We start from the raw sequence: 26,094 nt of genomic DNA, 5'->3' as shown, positions 1-26,094 counted from the left end.
CGATTGGATGAAACACGTCGATGACGATTCGACTTGCAGGAGCACCGATTTCGTGGGGAGTGTGTGAGGTGGAGGGGTGGGGCCACCAGCTCGACCCCGACCGGGTCCTCACCGAGATGCGTGACGCCGGCCTCGCAGCCACCGAACTCGGTCCGGACGGATTCCTTCCCTCGGATCCGCACGAACTGACGGACACCCTCGCCCGGTACGACCTGACTGCGGTCGGGGGATTCGTCCCGGTGCTGCTCCACGATCCGGATCACGACGCGGTCGCTGCTGTCGGCGGGGCGGTCGACTCACTCGTCGCGTCGGGGTCGGAGGTGATGGTCCTGGCGGCGGTGACGGGAGCCGTCGGTTACGATTCCCGACCGGAACTCGACGACTCGGGATGGAAGACGTTGTTGCGCAACCTCGACCGCCTGTCATCGGCCGCTGCCGACCGCGGGCTCCGGGCGGTGATCCACCCCCACGTGGGGACGATGATCGAGAACCGCGTCGAGGTGGACCGCATCCTGGACGGCTCGTCGATCCCGCTGTGCCTGGACACCGGACACCTGCTGATCGGCGGCACCGACCCCCTCGACCTCGTCACGACGGCCCCCGAGCGGATCGCCCACGCGCACCTGAAGGACGTCGATGCGGCGCTACTCGGACGGGTCCGGGCGGGCGAGCTCACCTACACCGAGGCCGTCGCGCAGGGGATGTACACGCCACTGGGCACCGGAGACGTGGATATCGCCGGGGTGGTCGAGCAGCTGCAGAATCAGGGTTACGACGGCTGGTACGTCCTCGAACAGGACACCATCCTCGCGACGGAACCGGAGGACGAAGGCCCCGTGCGCGACGTCGTCCGGAGCGTCGAATACCTGAGGAGCATCACGAAGTGAGGCCGCCTCTGCGCTGAACCGGGGTGCCGGCGCGTAGGCGGCTACGACCGGGCCGGCCCGGTCGTGCCGCGCACCACCAGGTGGGGGTCGATCACGAAATCCTGCGGGACGAGGCCGTCGTCCTCGAGTCGCCCGATGGCGAACTGCACGGCGTGCCGCGCCAGACCCTCCGTGTCCTGCCGCACGGTGGTGAGGTCGATCCGCGACAACTGTGCCAGGTGGCTGTCGTCGTACCCGACGATCGAGATGTCGCCGGGCACGTCGACGTGGGCGCGGGTGAACACGTCCATGAGGCCGATGGCGCAGCGGTCGTTGCCGGCGAGCACGGCGGTCGGCAGGTGGTCCTCGGCCAGTAGGGTGTTCGCGGCGGCGATGCCTGCCTCCTCGGTGTGCTGACCGGGAATGACGCGAATGTGGTCGGAGAGGTCGTGCTTGCGCATCGCCGCGAGGTAGGCGCGACGACGCTCGGGTGACCCCGGGTCCGCGCCGCCGTCGACGTGCACGATCTCGCGATGTCCCAGTTCGACGAGGTGGTCGACGGACTGCCGGATGCCCTTGGCGTCCGCGGTCCGCACGGTGTCGACGGCGGTGTGGGGGAGTGCGCGGCCGATGACGGCAACGACGGCACGGTCCGCGAGTGTCCGTAGATAGTCGGCCTCGGACAGCGGACCGAGCAGGATCAGGCCCTCGCACCGGTGGCTGAGGAGTGCTTCGATCGCCTTGTGTTCGTCCCGGGCGGGTGCGCTCGCGGAGAGCAGGACCTCGTATCCGGCGGCCTCGGCCTCCGCGTAGATGGTTCCGATCAGGTCGGCCTGGAAGGTCTGGTGGACGTCGATCAGCACACCGAGGGTGCGGCTACGCCCACGGGCGAGCATGCGGGCGGCCCGGTCGAGTCGGTAGCCGAGTTCGTCGGCGGCCTGGAGGACGCGGTCCCGGGTCTCGTCGGAGGCGCCGGGTTTGTTGCTGAAGATCAGTGACACGAGGGTGCGCGACACCCCGGCCCGCGTCGCGACATCGGCCATCGTGGGGCGTCGGTGCAGGCCGGCGGGTAGCCGTTCCGCACCGTCGTGCGCGGTGGCTCGATCGTCGAGCATCTCGATCTCCCTCGGTCGCGTCGTCAGGGACATTCTCACGCATCGCCTCATCTGCCCTTGACACCCTCTGTGATTCACATCATAGTAGGTAACTGAAGCGCGTTAGTGAAGCGCTTCAGTCCAGGAGAGAACGCCCCTCTGCTGCATCGAGCCGAGCGCACTCGGGCGATATCGACACACGTGAACCGATCTTCCGTGTCGCGATGCGTGAGCATTCCCCAGAAAGGCCATACACCTGATGTCGACAACCCACTCGGCTGCCAGCGCCCGCGGAAGCGGCGGCGCTGCGCGTAACGAGCGCAGTCACAAACGCTTCCTGACCAAGCTCACCGTCATATCCACGCTCGGGGGTCTGCTGTTCGGCTACGACACCGGTGTGATCTCCGGTGCGCTGCTCTACATGAAGGACGAGCTGAACCTCAGCGCCGTCGGCGAAGCCACTGTCGTGAGCTCGCTGCTTTTCCCGGGTGCCGCCGTCGGTGCACTGCTGGGAGGCCGGTTGTCCGACGCCCTCGGTCGCAAGCGCACGCTGCTCGTCTGCGCGGGTCTGTTCCTCGTCGGCGCCCTCGGGTGTGCGATGGCCCCCAACGTGGAGATCATGGTGCTGGCCAGGATCATCCTCGGACTCGGTGTGGGCGCCGCCGCCGTCACCTGCCCGCTCTACCTGGCCGAGATGGCGCCGGTCGAGCGCCGCGGTCGGATGGTCACCATCAACGAACTGATGATCGTCACCGGTCAGATGCTCGCCTTCTCGATCAACGCGCTACTCGATCACCTCATCGAGGATCCGACGGTGTGGCGGTACATGCTGGCCATCGCCTCGGTGCCCGCGGTTCTCCTGCTGCTCGGCATGCTCGCGCTCCCGGATTCGCCGCGGTGGTACGCGTCGAAGGGCCGGCTCGCCGAAACCCGCAGCACGCTCGAATTGAGCCGCAGCGAGTCGGAGGCCGCAGTCGAGTACGCCGGCATCAGCCTCCACGCCGCCCGCGACCGGAACTCGAAGGTCAGTGGCGCCGTCCACTATCTGCGCGACTATCCCTGGATGCGCCGGATCCTCTGGATCGGCTGCGGTCTGGCCATCGTCCAGCAGGCAACGGGCATCAACACGGTCAACTACTACGCCCCGACGATCCTGGAACAGAGCGGGTTGGGTGTCAGCGCGTCCCTGGTTGCCACCATCGCGGTCGGTGTCACCTCGGTGATCATGACGATTCTCGGCATCATCCTGCTGGGCTTCGTGAATCGTCGCACGATGCTGCTGACCGGCTTCATCGGCGTGGCATCCTCGCAGGCCGCGTTGTCCCTGGTGTTCCTGCTGCCCTCGTCCACTGGCCGCAGCTACATCATCCTCGCCGCGATGATGGTGTTCGTCGCCTTCGTGCAGTGCTTCATCGGAACCTGCGTGTGGTTGCTGCTCTCGGAGATCTTCCCGATGGCCATCCGCGGGTTCGCCATGGGCATCGCGGTCTTCGTGCTCTGGACGACGAACGCCCTGATCTCGTTCGTCTTCCCGATCCTGAACTCCGTCCTCGGATCCACCGGAACATTCGGCTTGTTCGTCCTCGTCAACATCATTTCGGTGTACTTCGTTTACCGCTTCGTCCCGGAAACCAAGGGGCGCAGCCTCGAAGAGTTGGAGGACCGCCTAGGCGCAGGCAGGCCCGACGCGTCGGCTGCGGGAAGCGCCGCCACCGTCGCCACCCATTGATCGCAGGCTCTCAGGCACCGGCGCCGCCGCCTTCGGGTGGTGGTGCCGGTGTGTTGCGCTGTGCGGCCCGTCTCCCGTGCAGTTCGTTCAGATACATCGGAGAATCTTGCGGACGGCTCCGCCGCTCGTGCGTGCTCGAGGAGTCCAGAGACTCCTCAACCGCGCACGGGGAGCGGAGCTCCGTTCAGCAGCGCGTCCCTTGCCATCGTCGCGGCCCCGATCCGCTGGGCCGATTCGCCGAGTTGTGTTTCGCGGATCCGGGCGAGGGGGCGGTGCCCGGAACCGGTTGCGAGAGAGGCGTAGACGTCCCGCGCGTGGTCGAGGAACAGCGGAGCCGAACCGCTGACACCACCGGAGACGACGACGAGATCGGGGTCGTAGACGTCACCGACGATGGCGAGTCCGACGCCCAGCCACCGTGCGAACTCCTCCATGGTGCGCACGGCGAGCGGGTCGCCGTCCCGCGCGGCGCTCGCGATGCGGCGGCCGGTGAGCGATCCCGGGTCGCTCGCCACCTCGCGTGCGAGGACCGTCGAACTCGTCGGGTCGGCGGCGAGGAGCTCGATGGCCGTGTCGACGAGGGCGGTTCCGCTGCAATACCGTTCCCAGCACCCGCGCTTGCCGCAGGCGCACGGTCTCCCGCCCGGCACCACCTGGAGGTGGCCCAGCTCGGGAGCGACGCCGAAACTGCCCCGGTAGAGCGTGCCGTCGATGAGCAGCGCCGCACCGATGCCGGTGCCGATCGCGACCATCACGACATTGCGACCACCGGCGGCGGCACCGAACCGGTGCTCCGCCCACGCCGCCGCGTTCGCGTCGTGTTCGAGGACCACCGGCAGTCCGAGCCGGTCACTCAGATCGTTCGCGACCGGCACGTTCTTCCACGGCAGGTGCGGGGCGAATCGCACCGTGGTGAGGTCGGAGCTGATGAATCCGGCCACGGCGAGACCGACGGCGGCGATCCGATGACGGGACGCGAGCTCGCGGACGGCACGGTCGAGCGCGTCCTCGAGGGCTTTCGCCGACTGCGGTGTGGGTGCCTGGACGGAGTCGAGTACCTCGCCGGTGTCGTCGACTACGCAGGCCCGGATACTGGTACCACCGACGTCGATGCCGACGGTGAGAGCGGATGCAGGCACGGAGGCGACGGTACTCACCGTGCCGAGGCCGTCGCCGCCTCGGGTACCGCCCGGGAATCCTCCCAGGCATCGAGCCGGTTGATGGCCGTCCTCGCGACCACCTGCTGCTCCGTGACCGCCAGGTGACCCCGGGTCCTGCCCAGGAACGACCAGGTCCAGGACATAGCGGTCGCGAGTCGGCTCTTGAAACCGACGATGTAGACCAGGTGGATCAGGAGCCAGAGCAGCCAGGCGAGCAGCCCGGTCAATTGGAGGCGACCGACCTTCGCGACCGCGTGGAAGCGGGAGATCATGGCCATGCTGCCCTTGTCCGTGTATCGGAACGGGGCGCGTTCGGGCTTGTCGCGACCTTTCCCGTGGGCCCGCACCTCCGCGGCGATCAGCTGCGCGGCGTAGCGGCCGCCCTGGATCGCGACCTGCGCGACGCCGGGAAGTCCGTCGCGGTTCATCATGTCCCCGACGACGAAGACGTTACTGTGGCCGGGCAGGGTGAGGTCGGGTTCGACGAGGACGCGGCCCGCACGATCGGTCGCGGCGCCGGTCTGGTCGGCCAGTTGCCGGCCCAGCGGACTGGCTGCGACACCGGCGGACCAGATCTTGCAGGCGGCCTCGATCCGCCGCTCCCCGTCCTGGTCGCGGACAGTGAGTCCGTCGTCGTCGACGTCGGTCACCATCGCGCCTAGCTGGATCTCGACTCCGAGATCCTCCAGCGTGCCGGCGGCAGCACGACGCAGTTTCTCGTCGAAGGGCGGGAGCACCGTGGGGGCCGCGTCGAGCAGGATGATGCGTGCGTCCCGGGGATCGATGGTGCGGTAGGCGCCGGCGAGAGTGCGGTGCGCGAGCTGGGCGATCTCGCCGGCCATCTCGACTCCGGTGGGTCCGGCGCCGACCACGACGAACGTCAGGAGTCGCGCCCGCTCGGCGGGATCGGTGCTCACCTCGGCGCTTTCGAAGGCGCCCAGGATGCGGCCGCGCAGCTCGAGGGCGTCGTCGATCGTCTTCATTCCGGGTGCGTGCTCGGCGAAATGGTCGTTGCCGAAATAGGATTGGCGGGCGCCCGCCGAGACGACGAGGCTGTCGTACTCCGTGACCGTCGTGCGGCCGCGATGTGTGGAGGTGACGGTCCGGTCGGCGACGTCGATCGTCTCGACTCCGCCGATCAGGACGGACGCGTTCTGCTGGTCCTCGAGGACGAGCCGGGTCGCGGGCGCGATCTCACCCTCGGACAGGATTCCCGTCGCCACCTGGTACAGCAACGGCTGGAACAGGTGGTGCGTCGTCCGATCGATCAGAGTGACATCGACGTCCGTCCGTTTCAGGGCCTTGGTGGCGAAGAGACCGCCGAATCCCGATCCGATGACCACGACCCGATGACGGCGGGCGAGAGCGGTGTCGCTCATGAAGTTCCTTTCGATCGAACGGACTCCGCGCCGGACCGCGGACGGTCCGGCGCGGAGAACCAGTACCTATGCGTTCTGGGGGAATCCGAGGTTGAGGCCGCCGTGGCTGGGGTCGAGCCAGCGGGTGGTGACGACCTTGCCGCGGGTGAAGAAGTGGACGCCTTCGGTGCCGTGGGCGTGGGTGTCGCCGAAGAGGGAGTTCTTCCAGCCGCCGAAGCTGTAGTAGGCCATGGGGACGGGGATGGGGACGTTGATGCCGACCATGCCGACCTCGACCTCGTTCTGGAACCGTCGGGCGGCGCCGCCGTCGTTGGTGAAGATGGCGGTGCCGTTGCCGAATTGGCTGGAGTTCACCAGTTCCAGGGCGTCGTCGTAGGAGTCGACGCGGATGACGGAGAGGACGGGTCCGAAGATTTCGTCGGTGTACACACTCATGTCGGTGGTGACGTGGTCGATCAGGGTCGGGCCGAGCCAGAACCCGTCCGCACCGCCATTTGCCTGCACGGTGCGCCCGTCGACGACGATGGTGGCCCCGTCGTTTTCGCCGGCGTCGATGTAGGAGGCGACCTTGTCGCGGTGCACCTTGGTCACCAGCGGTCCCATGTCGGAGTCGCGGGTGCCGTCGCCGATCTTCAACGTGTCGGTGCGCTCTTTGATCTTGGTCACGAGTTCGTCGGCGATGTCGCCGACCGCGACCAGGGCGGAGATGGCCATGCAGCGTTCGCCGGCGGAGCCGAAGCCGGCGTTGACCATGGCGTCGGCGGCGAGGTCGAGGTCGGCGTCGGGCAGGACGATGGCGTGGTTCTTCGCCCCACCCAGGGCTTGGACGCGTTTGCCGTGGGCGGTGCCGGTGGCGTAGACGTACTGGGCGATGGGGGTGGAGCCGACGAAGCTGATGGCCTTGATGGCGGGGTGGGTGAGCAGTTCGTCGACGGCGGTCTTGTCGCCCTGGAGGACGTTGAACACGCCGGCGGGGAGTCCGGCTTCGGCCCAGAGTTCGGCCATCCAGATCGCGGCGGTCGGGTCCTTCTCGGACGGCTTGAGGACGACGGTGTTGCCGGCGGCGATGGCGATGGGGAAGAACCACATCGGGACCATGGCGGGGAAGTTGAACGGGGAGATGATGCCGACCGGGCCGACGGGCTGGCGGAGGGAGGAGACGTCGATGTTGGTGGAGGCGTTTTCGGTCATGCCGCCCTTGAGCAGGTGCGCGATGCCGCAGGCGAATTCGACGACCTCCTGGCCGCGGGAGACCTCACCCAATGCGTCGGAGACGACCTTGCCGTGTTCGGCGGTGATGATCTCCGCCAACTCGCCCTTGCGGGCGTTGAGCAGTTCCCGGAATGTGAAGATCACCTGGGTGCGCTTGGCGAGGGAGGTGTCGCGCCAGGCGGGGAACGCGGCGGCGGCGGCGTCGATGACGGCGCGGGCGTCCTCGACGCCGGCCAGGGCCACCTGACCGGTGACGGCACCGGTCGCCGGGTTGGTGACCGGGGCGGTGTTGCCGCTGGTACCGGCAAACGGCTTGCCGTCGGACCAGTGTGCGATCTCGCGAGTGATGTTGGTGCTCATGTGTTGTCCTTTCACCGCGTGCGCGCGATGTAATCCTTCATGGTCTTCAGTTGGTAGCGGGAGACGTCGTGAGCGTTCTCGTCTTCGGCGAAAACGCTGGACACCATCACCGTGTCGGGTTTGTCGTAGAAGCCGAGTTCGCCGAGCCCGCCGAAGAACTCGTCCCAGTCGAGGTCGCCGTCGCCGATCTTGAGGTGCTGGTGCACACGCACCGGGTTTCCGGGCGGGTTGGTGATGTACCGCAGTCCGTGGGAGCGGTGGTGATCCATCGTGTCCGCGACGTGGACGAGCCGCAGCATGTCGCCGGCCGCGCGCATGATCTCGAGCATGCCGGCGCCCATGTGGTACGAGTGGCACGCGACGTACACCAGTCCGAAGTTCTTCGAGTTGATGCCGCGGATCATCCGGACGGCGTCCAGACCGTTCTCCACGAAATCGTCGGGGTGCGGGTCGATGCGAACGTCGATGCCTTCACGCTCGATGATGGGGACGAGTTCCTCCATCGACCGGTAGAAGGCGCGCTCCGATTCCTCGGCCTTCTCCGGGCGACCGCTGAACTCGGTGTTCATCACGTTCACACCGAGGTCGACGGTGATCTGAATGGCGCGCTTCCAGTACCGCACCGCCGCCTCGCGGGCGTCCTCGTCCGGGCCGGACCACCGCAGGACCGGCAACACGGAGGCGATTCCGACGCCCGCGTCGCTGCAGGACTTGCGGAACTGCCGGACCAGCTCGTCGTCGGCCTTCGGGTGGTTGAAGAACGGGATCATGTCGCGATGCGGGGTGAGCTGCAGGTGTTCGAAGCCGAGCTCGGCAACCACGGCCGGCAGTTCGAGGAGCGAGTAGTCGTGGTGGAACGGGGTGGGATCGAGTGCAATCTTCATCGTGATCAGGCTCCCGGAATGGAGGAACGGTCGACCATGTCGACGGCCACGCGCTCGCCGGTCTCGAGCGACTGCACGCCGGCGGCGCACACGGCGGCGGCGGCATAGCCGTCCCACGCACCGGGTCCGTCGACGTAGCGGCCGGTCTCCGCACCCGTGCGGGCGGCGTTCACCCAGCGCTGGATCTCGACGTCGTAGGCCTGGCCGAAGCGTTCCTTGAACGACGGGGTGATCTCCCCGCCCCACGCTCCGGCGCCCGAGCGGCCGTCGCCCGCGCCGGTGCCGTACTTGCGGACGAGCCCGACATCGAGCCCGATGAACGCCGAACCTTTCTCGGCGACGATCTCGGTTCGCACCTCGTAGGCGACACCGGTGGTCACGAAGACCTCGACGTCCACGTGGCGACCGGACTCGGTGGTGAAGAACGCGATCTGAGGATCCTGAAGTCCCTCGGGCGCACCGGGGTTCGCGGCGGGCCGGAGAATCTGTACCGAGGTGATCTCCTCGTCGAACAGGAATCGGGTCACGTCCACCTCGTGGACCAGCGAGTCCTTGACGATCATCGAGCTGTCGAAGCTCGGCGGCACGGCGGGGTTGCGGTGCACGCAGTGGGCGAGGAGCACCTGCCCGAACGTGCCGTCGTCGATGAGCGACTTCAGCTGCTCGTACTCGTGGTCGAAACGTCGCATGAAGCCGACCTGGATCAGCTTCTTACCGAGCTCGGCTTCGCGCTTGACGATCTCGAGGGACGTGGCGACGTCGGTGGTCAGCGGCTTCTCGCACATCACCGGCTTGCCGTGCTCGAGGCAGGCGAGGAGCTGCTTCTCGTGGGTCGGGCCGGGGGTGGCCAGGACGACGGCGTCGACACCCGGGTCGGCGATCGCGTCGAGCGGGTCGCCGATCACCCGGCAGCCGGGGATCCCGGCCGCGATCTGCTCGGCCTTCTCGACGAAGTAGTCGTTGACGACGGCGACGGTCGCGCCCTTGATGCGCTCGGTGATGCGTGCGACGTGGTCGGCGCCCATCATTCCGACACCCAGGACGGCGATGCGCAGGTCGTTGCTTCCGGACATAGCTGACTAGCTCCTGACGTGGTCGGTTAGACGAACTTGACGGACGGGATCCCGCAGGACCCCAGGTACTTACGGGTGCGCTGGGCGATCGGCAGCGGAACGTCCACGGCGCAGGGGTAGAGATCCTGCTCGACGATCGCGAACACGTCGATGTCGAGCTTCTCGATCGCGGCGAGCAGCGGCGGCAGGTCGGGGATGCCGAGCGGCGGCTCGATCATCGCGCCGAGCTTGACGGCCTCGCCGAACGGCAGGTCTTCGGCCTCGACCTTGGCGCGGACCTCGGGATCGACCTGCTTGAGGTGCAGGTAGCCGATTCGCTCGGGAGCGCGCTCGATGATCGCGAGGTTGTCGCCGCCGCAGTAGCTGATGTGGCCGGTGTCGAGGCACAGGTTCACGTACTCGCTGTCGGTGCCGTCGAGGAAGCGGTACACGTTCTCCTCGGTGTCGACGTGGCTGTCCGCGTGCGGGTGGTACTGCGCTTTCACTCCGTACTTCTCGAACATCTTCTTGCCCAGCTCGTTCATGCCGCCGGTCTTCTTCTTCCACTGCTCCGCGGTGAGATTGCGGTCCTCGAGCACCTCGCCGCTGCTCGGGTCGCGCCACATCTCCGGGATCACGACCACGTGCTTGCCGCCGACGGCGGCGGTCAGCTTCGCGACGTCCTCGATCTGGGTCCACACGGCATCCCAGGAGTCGTCCTGGTGGAGGTGCTCGAACACGGTGCCGGCCGACAGTTTCAGATTGTGGGCCGCGAGTTCGTCACGGAGCTGCTGCGGATCGGTCGGCAGGTAGCCGTACGGCCCCAGCTCGATCCACTCGTAACCGGATGCCGAGACCTCGTCGAGGAACCGTCCGTACGGGGTCTGCTGCGGGTCTTCCGGGAACCAGACGCCCCAGGAGTCGGGGGCGGATCCGACGCGAATGACGCTCATCGGGAAATCCTTTCGAGAAAGTGTGTCGGGGGGTGTCAGTTGCCGGACGGGCGCAGGAACGGGCGCTGGATCTTCTTCCACTGCGCGTACGTCTCGTAGGCGGTCCGGGTGGAGTCGACGGTGCTGGTCTCGCTGACCGGGACGTCCCACCAGGATTCGCTGTCCGGGGCCGCGATTCGCGGGTCCGTCTCGACGTGGATGACGGTGGTGTTGTCGCTGGCCTTCGCCACCTTGACGGCGTCGGTGAACTCGGCGGCCGTGTTCGCGCGGATCACGTCGGCGCCGAGGCTCGCGGCGTTGGCCGCCAGGTCGACGGGCAGGATGTCGCCGTCGAGCCGGCCGGAGTCGCCCCGGTAGCGGTAATCGGTGCCGAACCGCTGGGAGCCGAGCGACTCCGACAGCGATCCGATGGACGCGAAGCCGTGATTCTGCACGAGGACCACGATGACCTTGACGTTCTCCTGCACGGCCGTGACGAGTTCGGTGGCCATCATCAGGTACGAGCCGTCGCCGACCATGATGAACACGTCGCGGTCGGGGCAGGCCATCTTGGCGCCGATGCCGCCGGCGATCTCGTAGCCCATGCACGAGAAGCCGTATTCGACGTGATAGCCCTTGGAGTCGCGGGTGCGCCACAGTTTGTGCAGGTCGCCGGGCATGGAACCGGCGGCGCACACGACGACGTCGCGCGGATCGGACAGGGTGTTGGCGAGTCCGATGACCTGATTCTGGTTCAGTCCGAGCGAGTCGTCGTCGATCTTGTAGACCGAGTCGACCGTGGACTCCCAGTGTGCTGCGAGTTCGGCTGTGCGCGAGCGATACTGGTCGGAAACATGGTAGTCGCCCAGTGCCGCGGTGAGCGCCTCCAGTGCCTCGCGGGCGTCTGCGACGACGCTGACGCCGCCCTGCTTCACCGAGTCGATCGACGCGACGTTGATGTTGACGAACCGCACGTCGGGGTTGTTGAACGCGGTGCGCGAGGCCGTGGTGAAGTCGCTGTAGCGGGTGCCGATGCCGATGATCACGTCGGCCTCGGTGGCGAGAGCGTTGGCCGCCGTGGTGCCGGTCGAGCCGATCGCGCCGACCGACTGCGGGTGGTCGTAGGGCAGTGAGCCCTTGCCGGCCTGACTCTGGCCGACCGGAATGCCGGTCGTCTCGGCGAACGAGGCCAGTGCCTCGGTGGCGCCGGAGTAGATCAGGCCGCCGCCTGCGACGATCAGCGGCTTCTTCGCCGACCGGATCACGTCCGCGGCCCGCGCGATCACCGACTTCTCGGGGAGCGGCCGGGCCAGGTGCCACGTGCGCTCGGCGAACAGTGACTCCGGCCAGTCGAACGCTTCCGCCTGCACGTCCTGCGGGATGGCGACGGTGGCCGCACCCGTCTCGACGGGGTCGGTCAGCACGCGCATCGCGCCGAGCAGTGCCGAAGGCAACTGCTCCGGCCGCCACACGCGGTCGAAGTAGCGCGACAGCGGTTTGAACGCGTCGTTGACGGTGACGTCACCGCTCGACGGCAGTTCGAGTTCCTGCAACACCGGTGCGCTCGCGCGGGTGGCGAACGTGTCGGCAGGCAGGAGCAGGACGGGCAGCCGGTTGATGGTCGCGAGCGCCGCGCCGGTCAACATGTTGGTCGAGCCGGGGCCGACGCTGGCCGACACCACCCACGTCTGCAGGCGATCCTTCTGGCGTGCGTACGCGACTGCGCTGTGCACCATCGCCTGCTCGTTGCGCCCGAGGACGTACGGCAGTTCGGATTCGGTACCGGATTCGACGGCGTCGATCTCGGCCTGCAGCAGTGCCTGGCCGAGTCCGGCGACGTTGCCGTGGCCGAAGATGCCGAAGCAGCCGGCGAAGAACTTGGTGCGTTCGCCGTCCCGCTCGACATACTGGTTGGCGAGGAATCGGATGGTCGCCTGAGCCACCGTGAGGTGGACGGTGCCCTCGGCGTTGGGGTTCTTACTCGCCGACATCGGCGCGGTGGACACCACGGTCATGCTCCTTCGGACGGTGCGTGGAGGGGGAGGCGGGGATCGACGGTCTGGTGTTCCCAGCTGCCGCGCAGCCAGGTGTGGGCCGGGTCGTCGCAGATGTTCCAGACGCGGCCTTCGCCCGGCCCGGCCATGACGTTCAGGTAGTACATGTGATGTCCGGGGGCGGCGATCGACGGTCCGTGGTACCCGTGCGGCACGAGGACCACGTCGCCGGAGCGCACTTCCTCGAGTACCTCGATGGGCCGCTCGGGAGTGCCGTACACGCGATGGTATCCGAATCCGGCTCCGCCGAAATCCACTGTGGTGGCATTGGCTTCGGCGATCTCGAAGTAGTAGATCTCCTCGAGCTGCGACTCGACGTCGCTGTTCTCGTCGTGTTTGTGGCTCGGGTACGACGACCAGTTGCCACCGGGAGTGATGACCTCGCACGCGATGATCGAATCGGCCTCGAAGCGATCGGCGGTGCCGAAGTTGTGCACCTGGCGGCTGCAGTTGCCCGCGCCGCGCAGTTCGACGGAGATGTCGGCTGCCGGGACGTACCGGAACGGGAACTTCTGCTGCGCGCGGGCCCCGCACAGGGCGAATCGTCCACCGGTCGCGCTCGTCACCGTGTAGGCCGAATCCCGCCCCACGTAGGCGAAGTCGCTCGGTCCGTCGAACACGGAGCGCCGTCCGGTGAGGGCGAACTCGGTGCCCTCGCTCGACACCGCCGCGGACCCGGCCAGTGGCACGACGATGATCTCGTCGTCACCGGACGCGAGTTCGGCCGAGCCGCCGGGGGCCAGGGTGAGCACCCGAAGGCTCGATTCGGTCCAGCCCGCCGATTCGGGGGTGACCTCGAGGTCGAACGGTCCGGTGGCCGCGGAACCGACCGGCACGTAGTACTTGCTGTTCATCGTGGGCCTCTCCGGCGTGCGTCAGTGAACGAGGGATACGGCGGTGTCGACCGCGGCGGCGACGTCCTCGTCCCGCGGGTACAGCAGGGTGCGTCCGACGATCAGGCCGCGGACCGACGGCAGCGCGAGGGCCTTGGCCCAGCTCGCGAACGTTTCCTCGGGGGCTGTCTGCGGGTCTCCGCCGAGCAGCAGCGTCGGAAGCGTCGTCGCGTCCATGACGCGTTCCATCTCGTCGACCACCGGAAGCTTCATCCAGGTGTAGGCGGACGTGGAGCCCAGACCCTGGCTGATGTGGATCGACTTGATCACGGCGTCGGCGCTGAGATCGTTCTTGACCTTGCCGTCGACCCGTCGCGACAGGAACGGTTCCACCATGGCCATCAGTCCGGCCTCGGCCAGCGCATCGACCGCCTGGGCGCACGCGGTGAGGGTGGAGAGCGTGCCGGGATCGTCGAGATCGATGCGGCACAGCATCTTTCCGCCGTTCATGCCGGCCTTCGCGGTGCCGGCCGCGGTGTAGCCGGTCATCCGGTCGTCGAGTTCGAAACTGGCGCCGGCCAGGCCGCCGCGGTTCATCGACGAGATGACCACCTTGTCGTCGAGCGCGCCGAGCAGCACCAGATCGTCGAGGATGTCGGCGGTGGCGAGCACGCCGTCCACGCCGGGGTTGCGCAGGGCGGTGCGGAGGCGGTCGAGGAGGTCGGTGCGACTGTTCATCGCGGTCGGACGGTCGCCGACCGAGAGTGCACCGCGGGCGGGGTGGTCGGCGGCGACGATCATGAGCCGGCCGTTACCGCGGACCGTGGGCCGGGCGATCCGGGTCGCCCAAGCGCGGTCGATGGCGGCCGGGTCGTTCGCGCGTACCTCGGTGACGTCGGCGTAGGACGTGCAGACTGCGCGGTGAGCGAGAGTTTCAGACATTGACAGCCTCCGAAGTGGTGGAATCGGCGAGCGCCCGGACCTCGTCGGCCGTCGGCATCGCGGTGGAGCATTCGAGCCGGGAGGCGACGATCGCCCCCGCGGCGTTGGCGTAGCGCAGGATCTTCTCGAGCGGCCACCCGGCGAGCAGGCCGTGGCACAGCGTGCCGCCGAAGCTGTCGCCGGCACCGAGCCCGTTGACAACCTGGACGTCGTTCGGGGGCACCGTGATGCTCTGGGTGCGTGTCTTCCCGAGGACCCCTTTGGGGCCCTGTTTGACGATGGCCAGTTCGACGCCGAGATCGAGCAGGGCGTCCGCGGCCTTGTGTGCGTTGGACTCGCCGACCGCGATCTCGCATTCCTCACGGTTGCCGACCGCGACGGTGACGTGCTGGAGGGCCCGCTGCACCTGAGCGGTGGCGTCGGCGGGGGAGGACCAGAACATCGGGCGGTAGTCGAGATCGAGGACGGTGTGGGTGCGACGTCCGCGGGCCTCCCAGGCTGCGAAATGCGCGCTGCGGCTGGGCTCTTCGGACAGCCCGGTGACCGTCGACCAGTACAGCTTCGCGTCGCGGACCGCGTCGAGATCGATGTCCGCCGGCGTCACCTGCAGGTCCGGGGCGACAGGTTTGCGGTAGAAGTACAGCGGAAAGTCGTCCGGCGGGAAGATCTCACAGAACGTGACGGGCGTCGGGTGCTCGGTGTCGATCCCGACGTAGCGGTTGTCGACGCCGAGGTCGGTGAGTGCCGTGCGGACGAAGCGTCCGAACGGGTCGTTGCCGACGCCCGAGATGAGCGCGCTGCGGCAGCCGAGGCGGGCGGCGGCGACGGTGACGTTGGCCGCGCTTCCGCCGAGGAACTTGCCGAACGTCTCGACGTGTTCGAGGCCGACTCCGGTCTGCAACGGGTAGATGTCCACACCGCAGCGCCCGATGGCGAGGACGTCCAATCCGTTCCGGTTGGTGTGCGTCTGGATGGTGGTCAAGGCTGACTCCCGAATAGGTCGTTGTGGGTGGTCTGCGCAGGGCGCCGAGGTCTGATGGAAACTGTGCTCCACATCACCGGCTCCTGTCAAGACTTTGTCCTGACATTATTACTTGAAGTCAATCTGGTGTTAGTGTTCGCATACACTGCCGGAAAGATCGGCGACGGCGACGTCGCCCCGCGCACGAGGATCGGAGTTGTCAGTGGGTGCACCACTCGCAGTCGAGCTCGACCGATCGAGCCCGGTTCCGCTGTATTTCCAGCTCGCGCAGACGATCGAGAACGCGATCATCGGCGGGGAACTCGCTCCCGGTGACCGCTTCGAGAACGAACTGGCGCTCGCCAAGCGGCTCAACCTGTCCCGTCCCACCACCCGCCGCGCCATCCAGGAGCTCGTCGACAAGGGGCTGCTCGTCCGCAAACGCGGTGTCGGAACGCAGGTGGTGCAGAGCGCCGTGCACCGGCCGGTCGAACTCACCAGCCTCTTCGACGACCTCGCGCGGGCGGGGCAGAGCCCGACCACCAAGCTCCTCGATTACCAGGTATCCGTGCCGGCCGAAGACGTCGCCGCCGAACTGAACCTGCAGCCCGGCGCCGAGGTCGCGTCCATCCGGCGGCTCCGCAGCACCAACGGCGAACCGCTGGCGCTGATGACCAACCACATCCCGGTGGACCTCGCGCCGGACCCTGAGGAGCTGGAGGCGCACGGCCTCTACCACGCACTCCGGGCTCGCGGCGTGCACATCCGTCTCGCCCGGCAGCGCATCGGCGCGAAAGCGGCGAGCAAGGCGGAGGCGTCGCTGCTCGACGAGAAGACCGGGGCACCGCTGCTGACGATGAGCCGGACCGCGTTCGACGACTCGGGAAGCGCCGTCGAGTTCGGCAGCCACTGCTACCGCGCGTCGCGGTACTACTTCGACACGACCGTTGTCGATCGCTAGAACCGCGCGCGCGACGTCGTTCCCCCGCGGAATGGCCCTGCTGGTGGCAGGTGCCCTCTTCATGGAGATTCTCGACGCCACCATCATCGCGCCTGCCGTCCCGCTGATCGCCGAGTCCTTCGGTGTCGACGCAGTCGACGTCAACATCGCGATCTCCGCCTACCTGGTGACGGTCGCCGTTCTCATCCCCGCGAGCGGGTGGGTGGCCGACCGGTTCGGGACCCGCCGCGTGTTCGTGGCCGCCATTGCCGTGTTCACGCTGGCGTCCATCGGGTGCGCGGCGAGCGTGTCGTTGCCGATGCTCGTCGCGATGCGGGTGCTGCAGGGAGTCGGCGGCGCCATGATGGTGCCGGTCGGGCGCCTCGCGGTGCTGCGGTCGAGCACGAAGAGTGACCTCGTCCGCGCGATAGCCCTGCTCACGTGGCCCGCGCTCGCAGCGCCCGTCATCGCGCCCCTGCTCGGCGGTGCGATCGCCACCGTCGGCTCGTGGCGATGGATCTTCGTCATCAACATTCCCATCGGCGTCCTCGGAATCCTGCTGTCCCTGAAGCTGGTTCACGGGGCGGGTTCGCGGTCGACGAGCAGGCTGGACTGGCGGGGCCTCCTCGGGGTCGGAACGGGGATCGCGGCAGCCCTGATCGCGCTGGAGAGCATCCGCGTGACGGGCACGGACTGGCGGCGGGTCGCGATCGGGGGAGTGGTCGCGGTCGTTCTGCTGGCGGCCTCGGTGCGCCATCTCGCCCGCACTCCCCATCCGCTCGTCGACTTCCGCGTGCTGCGCGTCCGGACGCTGCGGACCACCGTCACCGGGGGGTCGCTCTACCGCCTCATCGTCACGGCAGTGCCGTTCCTGCTGCCACTGCAGTTCCAACTCGGCTTCGGCTGGACGCCGTTCCTCGCGGGTCTGCTCGTCGCGGCGCTGTTCGCCGGCAACATTGCCATCAAGCCCTGTACGACGCCGCTGATGCGGCGCTTCGGGATCAGGCCGATCCTGCTGGTCAACGCCCTGCTGTCCGTCGGCTGCTTCGGGCTGCTCGCCGCCCTGAGCTCGTCGACCCCGATGCCGGTCATCGCGGGGGTCCTCTTCGTGAGCGGAGCCCTGCGCTCGGTCGGATTCACCGCGTACAACAGTCTCGCGTTCTCCGACGTCGATCGTGCCGACCTCACGCACGCGAACACCCTCAACGCCGCCGTGCAGGAACTGGCGGCCGGTCTCGGGATCGCGGTCGCAGCGCTCGCCCTCACTGCGTTCACGCCGTTGGCGACGTCGTCCGAGCACGGGTTCGGGTCCGAATATTCCTGGACCTTCGTCCTTTTGGGCCTGCTGATGCTGTGCACGGTGGTCGACACCCTGCGTCTGCCGCGCGACGCGGGGGCAGCGGTCACGCGCTGAGCGCGCCCGCACCCGCCCACGCATCTGCTCGATTTCCGGGCCGTCTGCGGGACACTCATGTCCGATCATTTGATATGTGGTCCTAATGTCCAGACAAACTATTGACTTTCGGGTGTGACGCGTATTACATCTAAGGCACACGGCCAAGACGTCACCGGGCCGTTCGTCCCCCCGAGAGGAAAAGCAGATGAACTTCCCCAACCGGCGTCGCGTGGCGGTACTGGCCTGCGCGAGCGCCTTGGTGATGAGCCTCGCGGCGTGCTCGAGCACCGGAGGCAAACCGGACAGCAGCGGGTCCGGGATCGGCGCGGGCACCGCCGACACCCCGCGCATCACGATCGCAATGGTCACGCACGCGGCACCGGGCGACACCTTCTGGGACCTGATCCGAACGGGCGCGCAGGACGCCGCAGACAAGGACAACGTCGAACTGAAGTACTCGTCCGATCCGCAGGCCCCCAATCAGGCCAACCTCGTGCAGACGGCCATCGACTCGAAGGTCGACGGGCTCGCGCTCACCCTCGCCACCCCCGAGGCGATGGCGCCCGCCGTCAAGAGCGCGCAGGACGCGGGCATCCCGATCTCCGCGTTCAACGCCGGATACGGAGCCTGGAAGGACATGGGGGTCACCCAGTACTTCGGGCAGGACGAGACCATCGCCGGCCAGGCCGCGGGGAACCGGCTGAACGAGGACGGCGCCAAGCACGTCATCTGCGTCATCCAGCAGCAGGGCCAGATCCAGCTCGAATCCCGTTGCGCCGGTGCCAAGCAGACCTTCCGCGGCACGTTCGAGACACTCAACGTGAACGGTGAGGACATGCCGTCGGTGAACTCGACGATCGCCGCCAAGCTCCAGCAGGACCCGTCCATCGACGGTGTGCTCGCGCTCGGCGCACCGATCGCCCTCACTGCCGTGCAATCGGTCGGTAACGCGGGCAGCCCGGCCAAGGTCTACACGTTCGACACCAACGCGGCACTTGTCGACGCCATAACCGACGGCAGCGTGCAATGGGCCATCGACCAGCAGCCGTACCTGCAGGGCTACCTGGCCATCGATTCGCTGTGGCTCTACCTGAACAACGGCAACGTCATCGGCGGCGGCGGGCCCACGCTGACCGGGCCGTCGTTCATCGACAAGTCCAACATCGAGAAGGTCGCCGAGTACGCCAAGGCCGGCACCCGCTGATCGGCGGTCGATCACATGTCAGGGCACACGATCCGGACCCCGGTGGGTCCATCTCATGCACACACCGTCACCGTCACCATCGACCCGGCCGCACGACCGGCCGGCACCGCACAACGCTGAGATCCACCGGCGCGGAGAGGAAATCATGTCCACACAGCAAGATCTGGACCTTGCCAGTCACAAGGTCGTCCACGACGAACGGGTGAAGGAGCAGAAACGCCTGCAGCGTCTGCTGATCCGCCCCGAGGTCGGTTCCCTGTTCGGTGCGATCGCCATCTTCGTCTTCTTCATGATCGTCGCACCCCCGTTCCGCAGCCCCGAAGCGTTGGCCACGGTGCTCTACGCCTCCTCGACGATCGGGATCATGGCATGCGCGGTCGCACTGCTGATGATCGGCGGGGAATTCGACCTCTCCGCCGGCGTCGCCGTCACCACCAGCTCCCTCGCGGCGTCGATGATCGCCTACAACCTGCACCTGAACCTGTGGGCCGGCGCCGCCCTGGCCCTGGTCGTTTCGCTGGCGGTCGGGTTCTTCAACGGGTACCTGGTGATGAAGACGAAGATCCCCAGCTTCCTGATCACGCTGAGCTCGTTCCTGATGCTCACCGGCATCAACCTGGCGGTCACCAAACTGATCACCGGGCAGGTCGCCACCCAAAGCGTCTCCGACATGCAGGGGTTCGACTCGGCGAAGAAGGTGTTCGCGTCCTCGTTCGTCGTCGGTGGGGTGTCGGTGCGGATCACCGTGCTGTGGTGGTTGCTGTTCACCGCGATCGCCACCTGGGTGCTGTTCAAGACCCGGATCGGGAACTGGATCTTCGCCGTCGGCGGCAACCAGGACTCCGCCCGCGCCATCGGCGTCCCGGTCACCAAGGTCAAGATCGGGTTGTTCATGACCGTCGGGTTCGCCGCCTGGTTCGTCGGGATGCACCTGCTGTTCTCGTTCAACACCGTCCAGTCCGGGCAGGGCATCGGCAACGAGTTCCTCTACATCATCGCCGCGGTCATCGGCGGCTGCCTGCTCACCGGCGGGTACGGCACCGCGATCGGCGCCGCGATCGGCGCGTTCATCTTCGGCATGACGAACCAGGGCATCGTCTACGCCGGCTGGAACCCGGACTGGTTCAAATTCTTCCTCGGCGCGATGCTGCTGTTCGCGGTCATCGCCAACAATGCCTTCCGTAACTACGCCGCCAAGAGGTGACCGGTATGAGTACCATCGAACAGATGCCCGTCGATACCGAACCCGGTGGTGGCGACAAGATCCCGCTGATCGAGCTCAAGCACGTCGGCAAGCAGTACGGCAACATCATCGCCCTGCAGGACATCAACCTGCGGGTGCGGGCCGGGGAGGTCACCGGTGTCCTCGGCGACAACGGGGCCGGCAAGTCCACCCTGATCAAGATCATCGCCGGCCTGCACCAGCAGAGTGAGGGTGAGTTGCTCGTCGACGGCGAGGCCCTCACGTTCGGCTCACCGAAGGAGGCCCTGTCCAAGGGCATCGCCACCGTCTACCAGGACCTGGCGGTGGTGTCGCTGATGCCGGTGTGGCGGAACTTCTTCCTCGGCCAGGAACTGCGGAAGGGACCGCTCAAGACACTGGATGCGAACGGGATGCGGGCCACCACGATGTCCGAGTTGTCGAAGATGGGCATCGAGTTGCCCGACGTCGACGCCCCGATCGGTTCGCTGTCCGGCGGGCAACGCCAGTGCGTGGCGATCGCCCGGGCGATCTTCTTCGGCGCCCGCGTCCTGATCCTCGACGAGCCCACCGCCGCCCTCGGCGTCAAGCAGTCCGGGATGGTGCTGCGCTACATCTCCGCCGCCAAGGAACAAGGGTTCGGGGTCGTGTTCATCACCCACAACCCGCACCACGCCTACATGGTCGGCGACCACTTCGTGCTCCTCAACCGCGGCCGGCAGAAACTGGACTGCACCTTCGACGAGATCAGCCTCGAAGAACTCACCCAGCAAATGGCCGGCGGCGACGAACTCGAAGCACTCACCCACGAACTGCGGCGTTAGGCACCGACACGACGATGCGCCCGGCACACGTGCCGGGCGCATCGTTCGTTTCCGAGTGGATCAGACCTTTGCGTTCGCCTTCGCCTTCGTGAGCGCGACGTCCTCCTTGTCGAGGTCGAGCAGCGGAGTGCGGGAGTTCTCCTTGGCCGTGGAGGCGGAGGCCGCGGCGATCAGTGCGCAGACGGCGGTGAAGATCGCCACCGGCACCCAGTTCTTGGGGTCGGCGCCGCGCAGTGCCTGGGCGATGGTCGGAGCGAATCCGGCGAGGGCGAAACCGAGCTGCGTGCCGATCGCCATTCCGGAGTAGCGAACCCGCGACGAGAACATCTCGGCGTAGAACGCGGGCCAGATGGCGTTGGTCCCGGCGTAGACGCCGCCCATCAGCAGGATGCCCGCGAGGAAGATCATGGCCACGTTGCCGGTGCCGATCGCGGCGAAGTAGAGGAAGATTCCGGCGGCCGAACCGATGGCGCCACCGATGAACACCGGCTTGCGGCCGATCCGGTCGGACAGCATGCCGAACAGCGGCTGCGAGACCAGGGCCACCGCGTTGGCGGCGATCGCGACCCACAGCATGGTGGTGCGGCTCATGCCGATCTCGGGGGTGGTGGCGTAGGCGAGGCCGAACACGGAGAACACGGTGCTGACGACGGCGATGAAGGCGCAGAAGACCACACGGAGAACGTCACGCCAGTGCGTGCGGAAGAGGTCGACGACGGGCAGCGGGGCGGGCGTCTCGTCCAGCGCTTCCTTGTTGGCGATGAAGATCTCGGGCTCTTCGAGCTTGCGACGCACGATGTAGGCGACGACGAGGACGAGGAGGCTGCACCAGAACGGGACACGCCAGCCCCAGCTGTAGAGATCTTCGTCGGGCAGCGCCGCGACAGGGATGAACGCGAGGCTCGCGACGATGAAGCCGGCCTGAGTGCCGGTGAGCGTCCAGCTGCAGAAGAAGCCGCGACGGTGGGCGGGGGAATGCTCGAGGGTGAGTGAGCCCGCACCCGACTGTTCGCCGGCCGCGGAGACGCCCTGGCAGATACGCAGGAACACCAGCAGCACCGGACCGACCATCCCGGCCTGCTCGGACGACGGCAGACAGCCGATCAGGAACGTGACGACACCCATGAGCACCAGGCAGAACATCATCACCTTCTTGCGCCCGGCCCGGTCGCCGAAGTGTCCGACGAACACGGCGCCGATCGGACGCGCGACGTAGGAGATGCCGAAGGTGGCCAGCGACAGCAGCAGCGGATTCTTCGATCCCTCGAAGAACACGTGCGGGAACACCAGCGCAGCAGCCGAGGCGAAGATGTAGAAGTCGTAGTACTCGAGCAGGCTGCCGAAGAAGGCGGCCTTCGCGGCCTTCTTCGCATTGGTGGGATCAGCGTTGGGGTCGACGGAGGAGCGGCCTTTGCCGTCACCGTTTCGACCGGAGACGCCGGTGCCGTAGTCGATGGTCATCGATACTCCTGGGGAGCGAGGAATGTGAACACTGGCGGCTCGGAAGAGCAGGTGTTCGTAGGTCGTAGAAGCAAGGTAACCCAGGTCACAGCCTCGAGTCAATAATGGTCGAAATAGTTAGTTCATACTTTCCCGGGCTGCTGCAGGTAGGCCAGGACGACGTCGCCGATCATTGCGCGCAGGTGGGGGCGGTTCTCCGCGCCGGTCAGATCCCAGTCGAACAGAGCCTTGAACGTGTACCGATTCGCCACCCGGAAGACGCAGTACGAGCTGATGAGCATGTGGATGTCGAGCGCCGTCGTGTCGGTGCGGAAGATGCCCGCGTCCTGTCCGCGCTGGAGGATCCGCTCGAGCGTGCGAATCGCCGGAGCCTGCGTCTCGGGGAGGCCCTCGGCCTGGACGAGGTTGGCGCCCCGATTCGTGTTCTCGATCGCGACGAGACGGATGAAGTCCGGGTGAGCCTCGTGATGGTCGAAGGTCAGCTCGGCGAGCGCGCGGATCGCCTCGGTCGGCTCGAGGTGGTCGACGTCGAGCTGGGACTCCTCGTAGCGGATCTCCTCGTAGGCGCGCTGCAGGACTGCCCGGTACAGCCCCTCCTTGTCGCCGAAGTAGTAGTAGAGCATCCGCTTCGTGGTGGCGGTCTTCGCCGCGATCTCGTCGATGCGGGCGCCGGTCAGCCCCTTGTCGGCGAATTCCGTCATCGCCACCCGCAGGATGTTCTCCCGGGTCTTCTCGGGGTTACGGGTCCGTTTGACCGTCTCCACCTCGGAGGTCGCGCCCGTCGTCTCGCTTCGTGTCATCGGTGTAACTCCTGCCTGTGCTGTCTTCCGCGCGGTATGGAGGTATGCTACCGTGACATAACTCACTAGATAGTTAATTAGCTCCCAGCCCTCTCCCGGAAGTGACCGCCATGACCTCTCGTGACCTCGATGCCCCCACCGCTCGCCCGTCGTACCTGTGCGGTCTGATCGGCACCGGGATCTCGAAATCGCTGACCCCGCCGCTCCACGAGGCCGAGGGTCGCGCGCAGGGCGTCGGATACGTGTACCGGATCCTCGACCTCGACACGCTGGGCATGGGCGTCGAGGGACTGCCGCAGCTTCTCGCGGCCGCCAAGCTCCTCGGGTTCAACGGGCTCAACATCACGCACCCCTGCAAGCAGGCCGTCATTCCGCTGCTCGACGACCTGTCCGACGACGCCCGCAAGCTCGGCGCGGTCAACACGGTCCACATCGACGGCGGGCGCCTGATCGGCCACAACACCGACTGGTCCGGATTCGCGCGGAACATGGACGAGGGTCTCGAAGGGGCGCCCATGAACCGCGTCGTGCAACTCGGGGCCGGTGGCGCCGGCGCGGCCGTCGCCTACGCCGCGCTGACCCGGGGTGTCGGTCACTTCACGATCATCGACGCCGATGCCGCGCGCTCGAAGGATCTGCGCGACTCGCTCGCCGAACTGTTCCCGGACCGGGAGATCGCCGCCGGCGACCTCTCCGCCGTTCCCGCAGCGGTCGGTGCGGCCCAGGGCCTCATCCACGCGACGCCGATCGGCATGGCGGCCCACCCCGGCATGGCACTCGACGCCGCACTGCTGCGCCCCGACCTGTGGGTCGCGGACGTCGTCTACCGTCCCGCCGAAACCGAACTCCTCGCCCGCGCCCGCGAGATCGGCGCCCGGACCCTCAGCGGAATCGGCATGACCATCGGACAGGCCGTCGACTCCTTCCGGATCTTCACCGGCCTCGAGCCGGACGCCCAGCGGATGCGTGAGCACATGGGTCTGCTGTTGCAGGCAGAGGACGCCGCCGCGCTCGCGGGCGCGTAAAGCGCTTACTCCCACCCACTTCTGCACCCGCACCCTATTTCTGCACCCGCACCACTTTTCGCACGCGAAAACGGGTGCGGATGCAGAGAAAGGGTGCGGATTCGCGCAGACTGTGACCGTGAGGTTATTGCTGCTGGCCGACACCCATGTCCCGAAACGGGCGCGCGACCTACCGGCTCGGGTGTGGGACGAGGTCGACCGCGCCGACGTGGTGATCCACGCCGGCGACTGGGTCGATCTCCCCACGTTCGAGGCGTTGCAGGCGCGATCGGCGCGGCTCGTGGCGTGCTGGGGCAACAACGACGGCGACGAACTGCGCGCCCTGATGCCCGAGCGGGCGGACGTGACCCTGGCCGGGGTGCGCATCACCGTCGTGCACGAGACCGGGGCCTCCGCCGGCAGGGAGAAACGGATGTCGGCGGCCTACCCGGACACCGACGTCCTGATCTTCGGGCACAGCCACATTCCCTGGGACACCACGACCGAATCCGGTCTGCGACTGCTGAACCCTGGATCACCGACCGATCGACGGCGGCAGCCGCACTGCACGTACATGACCGCCACCGCCCGCGACGGGGAACTCGGCGACGTCGAATTGCACCGGTTGTGACCTGCCCGACGTGACGGTTGTTCGGGCGCCCTTCAGTAGGCCGTCAGCGGGATCGTGCCGGTGGTCCGGCCGAGGGGGTCGAGGACGTGTCCGCCCCTCTTGTGCGTGTGCAGGGTGATGAACCTGTCGGTGATCACGAGCGACGGGAGTTCGCGGGTCAGTGCGGCCTCGAACGGCGCGATCTCGGCAGCCGCGCGAAACCACATGGTGGCGACGATCGTCGACGTTCCTGTGACGGCCTCGACGACACGACATCTGGGCATGCGGCCCAACAGGTTTCCCGCTGTGTTCAGCTCACCGGGCGGAACGGTCATCATGAAAGTCGTCGGCACGATGGGCCCGAGAAGTTCGGGGGCTCCCTCGCACCGCAGGGCGACACGACCCGAGTCCGTCATTCTCTCGACTCGGCGGCGCGCGGTCGGTCCGGTCGTCCCGCACCGAGCGGCGAGATCGGTCCAGGATTGCCGGCCGTCCGTCGCCAGGGCTTGAAGCAGAGCCCGGTCCAGGTCGTCGAGTGAGGAAAGCGGTGTCCGACGGGTGGAGGGGGTCGGCGGCACCAGGCGAGTGGACTGTTCCAGGTCCAGCGCTTGGACCCGCCACCGCGAACCCTCCCGGTAGGTGGTCAGCGCGACCATCGATGTCACCGCGGTGATTCCGTCGATTCGTTCGATCCGGTCGTCGAGAAGCCGAGCGAGATCTGCGATGCCGGGAACGAACACGTCGAGAAGGAAGTCCGCAGCGCCGGTCGTGCTGGACACGGTCGCCACAGCAGATTCGCCGACGAGTGCCCGGACTACGTCGCGTTTCGCCTGAGGTCTGCACTGGACGGCCAGGAATGTGGCACATCCCTGGCGAACGAATGCCGGGCCGGGAACCACCGCAACCCACGCGGAACCGCGTTCGGTCAGTAGCTTCCACCTTCTCGCGAGGGTCTTCGGTGTGTGCCCGAGGGTCTGAGCCAGCTCTGCCCAATCGACCCGCGGGTTCAGCTGGAGGGCATCGGTGATGGCGAGATCGAGCTCGGTTGCTACCTCTGGCGTTACATCCGGCATTCTGCAGGTCCTCTTCTGTGAGAAACCGGTCATCTTTCCAGATTAGTGAGGTGGGCCACCGAGAGTTGTCGCAGCGCGGGTGCGCAACCTGGAACAACCAGGCACAGCGAAGTCGAGGTCGAT

Annotated in this window: 23 protein-coding genes; 9 read left to right on the top strand and 14 right to left on the bottom strand. The window is 67.2% G+C overall.

The annotated features are described in order from the left end of the window. The first annotated feature begins 20 nt into the window (after positions 1 to 20). Entirely contained in the window at positions 21 to 887 is an 867-nt protein-coding gene (locus CJ177_RS38475) for a sugar phosphate isomerase/epimerase (protein ID WP_061045794.1), read from the top strand. Between the two features lie 41 nt (positions 888 to 928). Here the strand turns inward: CJ177_RS38475 and CJ177_RS38470 are convergent, their stop codons facing one another. Next, entirely contained in the window at positions 929 to 1,981 is a 1,053-nt protein-coding gene (locus CJ177_RS38470; protein WP_005248165.1) for a LacI family DNA-binding transcriptional regulator, read from the bottom strand. A 238-nt stretch (positions 1,982 to 2,219) separates the two neighbouring features. Between CJ177_RS38470 and CJ177_RS38465 the strand changes: the two genes are divergently transcribed. Continuing rightward, a complete protein-coding gene (locus CJ177_RS38465; RefSeq protein WP_005248163.1) occupies positions 2,220 to 3,689 on the top strand; it encodes a sugar porter family MFS transporter in 1,470 nt (489 codons plus the stop codon). A 155-nt stretch (positions 3,690 to 3,844) separates the two neighbouring features. On the opposite strand, the gene CJ177_RS38460 is transcribed toward CJ177_RS38465, so the two are convergent. From CJ177_RS38460 to iolC, 10 genes are all read right to left on the bottom strand, one after another. Beyond that, complete coding sequence (locus CJ177_RS38460) at positions 3,845 to 4,846, bottom strand: ROK family protein (RefSeq protein ID WP_025432958.1); 1,002 nt, start codon at positions 4,844 to 4,846, stop codon at positions 3,845 to 3,847. After that, entirely contained in the window at positions 4,843 to 6,228 is a 1,386-nt protein-coding gene (locus CJ177_RS38455) for an NAD(P)/FAD-dependent oxidoreductase (RefSeq protein ID WP_095870203.1), read from the bottom strand. The genes CJ177_RS38460 and CJ177_RS38455 overlap by 4 nt, the downstream gene beginning before the upstream one ends. Positions 6,229 to 6,294: 66 nt before the next feature. After that, positions 6,295 to 7,800: a CoA-acylating methylmalonate-semialdehyde dehydrogenase gene (locus tag CJ177_RS38450; protein WP_095870202.1), complete on the bottom strand. Its 1,506-nt coding sequence runs from the start codon at positions 7,798 to 7,800 to the stop codon at positions 6,295 to 6,297. Between the two features lie 11 nt (positions 7,801 to 7,811). Continuing rightward, entirely contained in the window at positions 7,812 to 8,684 is an 873-nt protein-coding gene (locus tag CJ177_RS38445; protein WP_061043234.1) for a sugar phosphate isomerase/epimerase family protein, read from the bottom strand. A gap of 5 nt (positions 8,685 to 8,689) precedes the next feature. Further along, on the bottom strand, positions 8,690 to 9,757 hold the full coding sequence (locus CJ177_RS38440; protein WP_095870201.1) for a Gfo/Idh/MocA family protein: 1,068 nt from the start codon (positions 9,755 to 9,757) through the stop codon (positions 8,690 to 8,692). 26 nt (positions 9,758 to 9,783) lie between these two features. Continuing rightward, positions 9,784 to 10,689 (bottom strand): sugar phosphate isomerase/epimerase, encoded by a 906-nt coding sequence (locus CJ177_RS38435; protein WP_005248152.1) that lies wholly within the window; start codon positions 10,687 to 10,689, stop codon positions 9,784 to 9,786. A 35-nt stretch (positions 10,690 to 10,724) separates the two neighbouring features. Next, entirely contained in the window at positions 10,725 to 12,677 is a 1,953-nt protein-coding gene (gene iolD / locus CJ177_RS38430; protein WP_095870235.1) for a 3D-(3,5/4)-trihydroxycyclohexane-1,2-dione acylhydrolase (decyclizing), read from the bottom strand. Between the two features lie 2 nt (positions 12,678 to 12,679). Then, positions 12,680 to 13,576, bottom strand: coding sequence for a 5-deoxy-glucuronate isomerase (gene iolB / locus CJ177_RS38425; RefSeq protein WP_095870200.1), 897 nt, complete (start codon positions 13,574 to 13,576; stop codon positions 12,680 to 12,682). A gap of 21 nt (positions 13,577 to 13,597) precedes the next feature. Then, positions 13,598 to 14,497: a hypothetical protein gene (locus tag CJ177_RS38420; RefSeq protein ID WP_005248147.1), complete on the bottom strand. Its 900-nt coding sequence runs from the start codon at positions 14,495 to 14,497 to the stop codon at positions 13,598 to 13,600. Continuing rightward, positions 14,490 to 15,479 carry a 5-dehydro-2-deoxygluconokinase gene (iolC, locus tag CJ177_RS38415; RefSeq protein WP_005248145.1) on the bottom strand — a complete coding sequence of 330 codons (990 nt, stop codon included), beginning with the start codon at positions 15,477 to 15,479 and terminating at the stop codon, positions 14,490 to 14,492. The genes CJ177_RS38420 and iolC overlap by 8 nt, the downstream gene beginning before the upstream one ends. Positions 15,480 to 15,681: 202 nt before the next feature. Here iolC and CJ177_RS38410 point away from each other — a divergent pair, with 202 nt between their 5' ends. The 5 genes from CJ177_RS38410 (at position 15,682) to CJ177_RS38390 (ending at position 21,023) form a co-directional block, all read left to right on the top strand. Next, positions 15,682 to 16,419, top strand: a complete 738-nt coding sequence (locus CJ177_RS38410) for a GntR family transcriptional regulator (protein WP_005248143.1) — start codon at positions 15,682 to 15,684, stop codon at positions 16,417 to 16,419. A gap of 31 nt (positions 16,420 to 16,450) precedes the next feature. Further along, positions 16,451 to 17,812: an MFS transporter gene (locus CJ177_RS38405; protein ID WP_005248141.1), complete on the top strand. Its 1,362-nt coding sequence runs from the start codon at positions 16,451 to 16,453 to the stop codon at positions 17,810 to 17,812. Between the two features lie 187 nt (positions 17,813 to 17,999). Next, positions 18,000 to 18,998, top strand: coding sequence for a substrate-binding domain-containing protein (locus CJ177_RS38400; RefSeq protein ID WP_005248139.1), 999 nt, complete (start codon positions 18,000 to 18,002; stop codon positions 18,996 to 18,998). A gap of 145 nt (positions 18,999 to 19,143) precedes the next feature. After that, on the top strand, positions 19,144 to 20,202 hold the full coding sequence (locus tag CJ177_RS38395) for an ABC transporter permease (RefSeq protein WP_025432954.1): 1,059 nt from the start codon (positions 19,144 to 19,146) through the stop codon (positions 20,200 to 20,202). A gap of 5 nt (positions 20,203 to 20,207) precedes the next feature. Beyond that, the gene (locus CJ177_RS38390; RefSeq protein WP_005243514.1) at positions 20,208 to 21,023 is read left to right on the top strand and encodes an ATP-binding cassette domain-containing protein; all 816 of its coding nucleotides are present in this window, start codon (positions 20,208 to 20,210) and stop codon (positions 21,021 to 21,023) included. 60 nt (positions 21,024 to 21,083) lie between these two features. On the opposite strand, the gene CJ177_RS38385 is transcribed toward CJ177_RS38390, so the two are convergent. Further along, positions 21,084 to 22,484 carry an MFS transporter gene (locus CJ177_RS38385; RefSeq protein ID WP_005248135.1) on the bottom strand — a complete coding sequence of 467 codons (1,401 nt, stop codon included), beginning with the start codon at positions 22,482 to 22,484 and terminating at the stop codon, positions 21,084 to 21,086. Between the two features lie 122 nt (positions 22,485 to 22,606). After that, positions 22,607 to 23,284, bottom strand: a complete 678-nt coding sequence (locus CJ177_RS38380; RefSeq protein ID WP_061697174.1) for a TetR family transcriptional regulator — start codon at positions 23,282 to 23,284, stop codon at positions 22,607 to 22,609. Between the two features lie 110 nt (positions 23,285 to 23,394). On the opposite strand from CJ177_RS38380, the gene CJ177_RS38375 reads away from it, so the two are divergent. Further along, on the top strand, positions 23,395 to 24,309 hold the full coding sequence (locus CJ177_RS38375) for a shikimate dehydrogenase (protein ID WP_025432953.1): 915 nt from the start codon (positions 23,395 to 23,397) through the stop codon (positions 24,307 to 24,309). A gap of 118 nt (positions 24,310 to 24,427) precedes the next feature. Further along, entirely contained in the window at positions 24,428 to 24,919 is a 492-nt protein-coding gene (locus CJ177_RS38370; RefSeq protein WP_095870234.1) for a metallophosphoesterase, read from the top strand. 32 nt (positions 24,920 to 24,951) lie between these two features. On the opposite strand, the gene CJ177_RS38365 is transcribed toward CJ177_RS38370, so the two are convergent. Then, positions 24,952 to 25,971 carry an Lrp/AsnC family transcriptional regulator gene (locus CJ177_RS38365; protein ID WP_179443391.1) on the bottom strand — a complete coding sequence of 340 codons (1,020 nt, stop codon included), beginning with the start codon at positions 25,969 to 25,971 and terminating at the stop codon, positions 24,952 to 24,954. Between the last annotated feature and the right edge of the window lie 123 nt (positions 25,972 to 26,094).

Origin of the sequence: Rhodococcus sp. ACPA1 (assembly GCF_002300195.1) — a bacterium.
Taxonomy (GTDB): domain Bacteria; phylum Actinomycetota; class Actinomycetes; order Mycobacteriales; family Mycobacteriaceae; genus Rhodococcus_F; species Rhodococcus_F opacus.
Note: the sequence above shows the minus strand (reverse complement) of the source record. Positions and strands in the feature narration are given on the sequence as shown.

What these genes read in the sequence shown, in the direction of transcription:
- CJ177_RS38445 (WP_061043234.1), bottom strand. Translation starts at nt 8,684, where the DNA reads ATGAAGATTGCACTCGATCCCACCCCGTTCCACCACGACTACTCGCTC.
- CJ177_RS38435 (WP_005248152.1), bottom strand. Translation starts at nt 10,689, where the DNA reads ATGAGCGTCATTCGCGTCGGATCCGCCCCCGACTCCTGGGGCGTCTGG.
- CJ177_RS38420 (WP_005248147.1), bottom strand. Translation starts at nt 14,497, where the DNA reads ATGTCTGAAACTCTCGCTCACCGCGCAGTCTGCACGTCCTACGCCGAC.
- CJ177_RS38465 (WP_005248163.1), top strand. Translation starts at nt 2,220, where the DNA reads ATGTCGACAACCCACTCGGCTGCCAGCGCCCGCGGAAGCGGCGGCGCT.
- CJ177_RS38405 (WP_005248141.1), top strand. Translation starts at nt 16,451, where the DNA reads ATGGCCCTGCTGGTGGCAGGTGCCCTCTTCATGGAGATTCTCGACGCC.
- CJ177_RS38400 (WP_005248139.1), top strand. Translation starts at nt 18,000, where the DNA reads ATGAACTTCCCCAACCGGCGTCGCGTGGCGGTACTGGCCTGCGCGAGC.
- CJ177_RS38365 (WP_179443391.1), bottom strand. Translation starts at nt 25,971, where the DNA reads ATGCCGGATGTAACGCCAGAGGTAGCAACCGAGCTCGATCTCGCCATC.
- CJ177_RS38375 (WP_025432953.1), top strand. Translation starts at nt 23,395, where the DNA reads ATGACCTCTCGTGACCTCGATGCCCCCACCGCTCGCCCGTCGTACCTG.
- CJ177_RS38470 (WP_005248165.1), bottom strand. Translation starts at nt 1,981, where the DNA reads ATGCTCGACGATCGAGCCACCGCGCACGACGGTGCGGAACGGCTACCC.
- CJ177_RS38455 (WP_095870203.1), bottom strand. Translation starts at nt 6,228, where the DNA reads ATGAGCGACACCGCTCTCGCCCGCCGTCATCGGGTCGTGGTCATCGGA.
- CJ177_RS38395 (WP_025432954.1), top strand. Translation starts at nt 19,144, where the DNA reads ATGTCCACACAGCAAGATCTGGACCTTGCCAGTCACAAGGTCGTCCAC.
- iolB (WP_095870200.1), bottom strand. Translation starts at nt 13,576, where the DNA reads ATGAACAGCAAGTACTACGTGCCGGTCGGTTCCGCGGCCACCGGACCG.
- CJ177_RS38440 (WP_095870201.1), bottom strand. Translation starts at nt 9,757, where the DNA reads ATGTCCGGAAGCAACGACCTGCGCATCGCCGTCCTGGGTGTCGGAATG.
- CJ177_RS38385 (WP_005248135.1), bottom strand. Translation starts at nt 22,484, where the DNA reads ATGACCATCGACTACGGCACCGGCGTCTCCGGTCGAAACGGTGACGGC.
- CJ177_RS38390 (WP_005243514.1), top strand. Translation starts at nt 20,208, where the DNA reads ATGAGTACCATCGAACAGATGCCCGTCGATACCGAACCCGGTGGTGGC.
- CJ177_RS38380 (WP_061697174.1), bottom strand. Translation starts at nt 23,284, where the DNA reads ATGACACGAAGCGAGACGACGGGCGCGACCTCCGAGGTGGAGACGGTC.
- CJ177_RS38475 (WP_061045794.1), top strand. Translation starts at nt 21, where the DNA reads ATGACGATTCGACTTGCAGGAGCACCGATTTCGTGGGGAGTGTGTGAG.
- CJ177_RS38450 (WP_095870202.1), bottom strand. Translation starts at nt 7,800, where the DNA reads ATGAGCACCAACATCACTCGCGAGATCGCACACTGGTCCGACGGCAAG.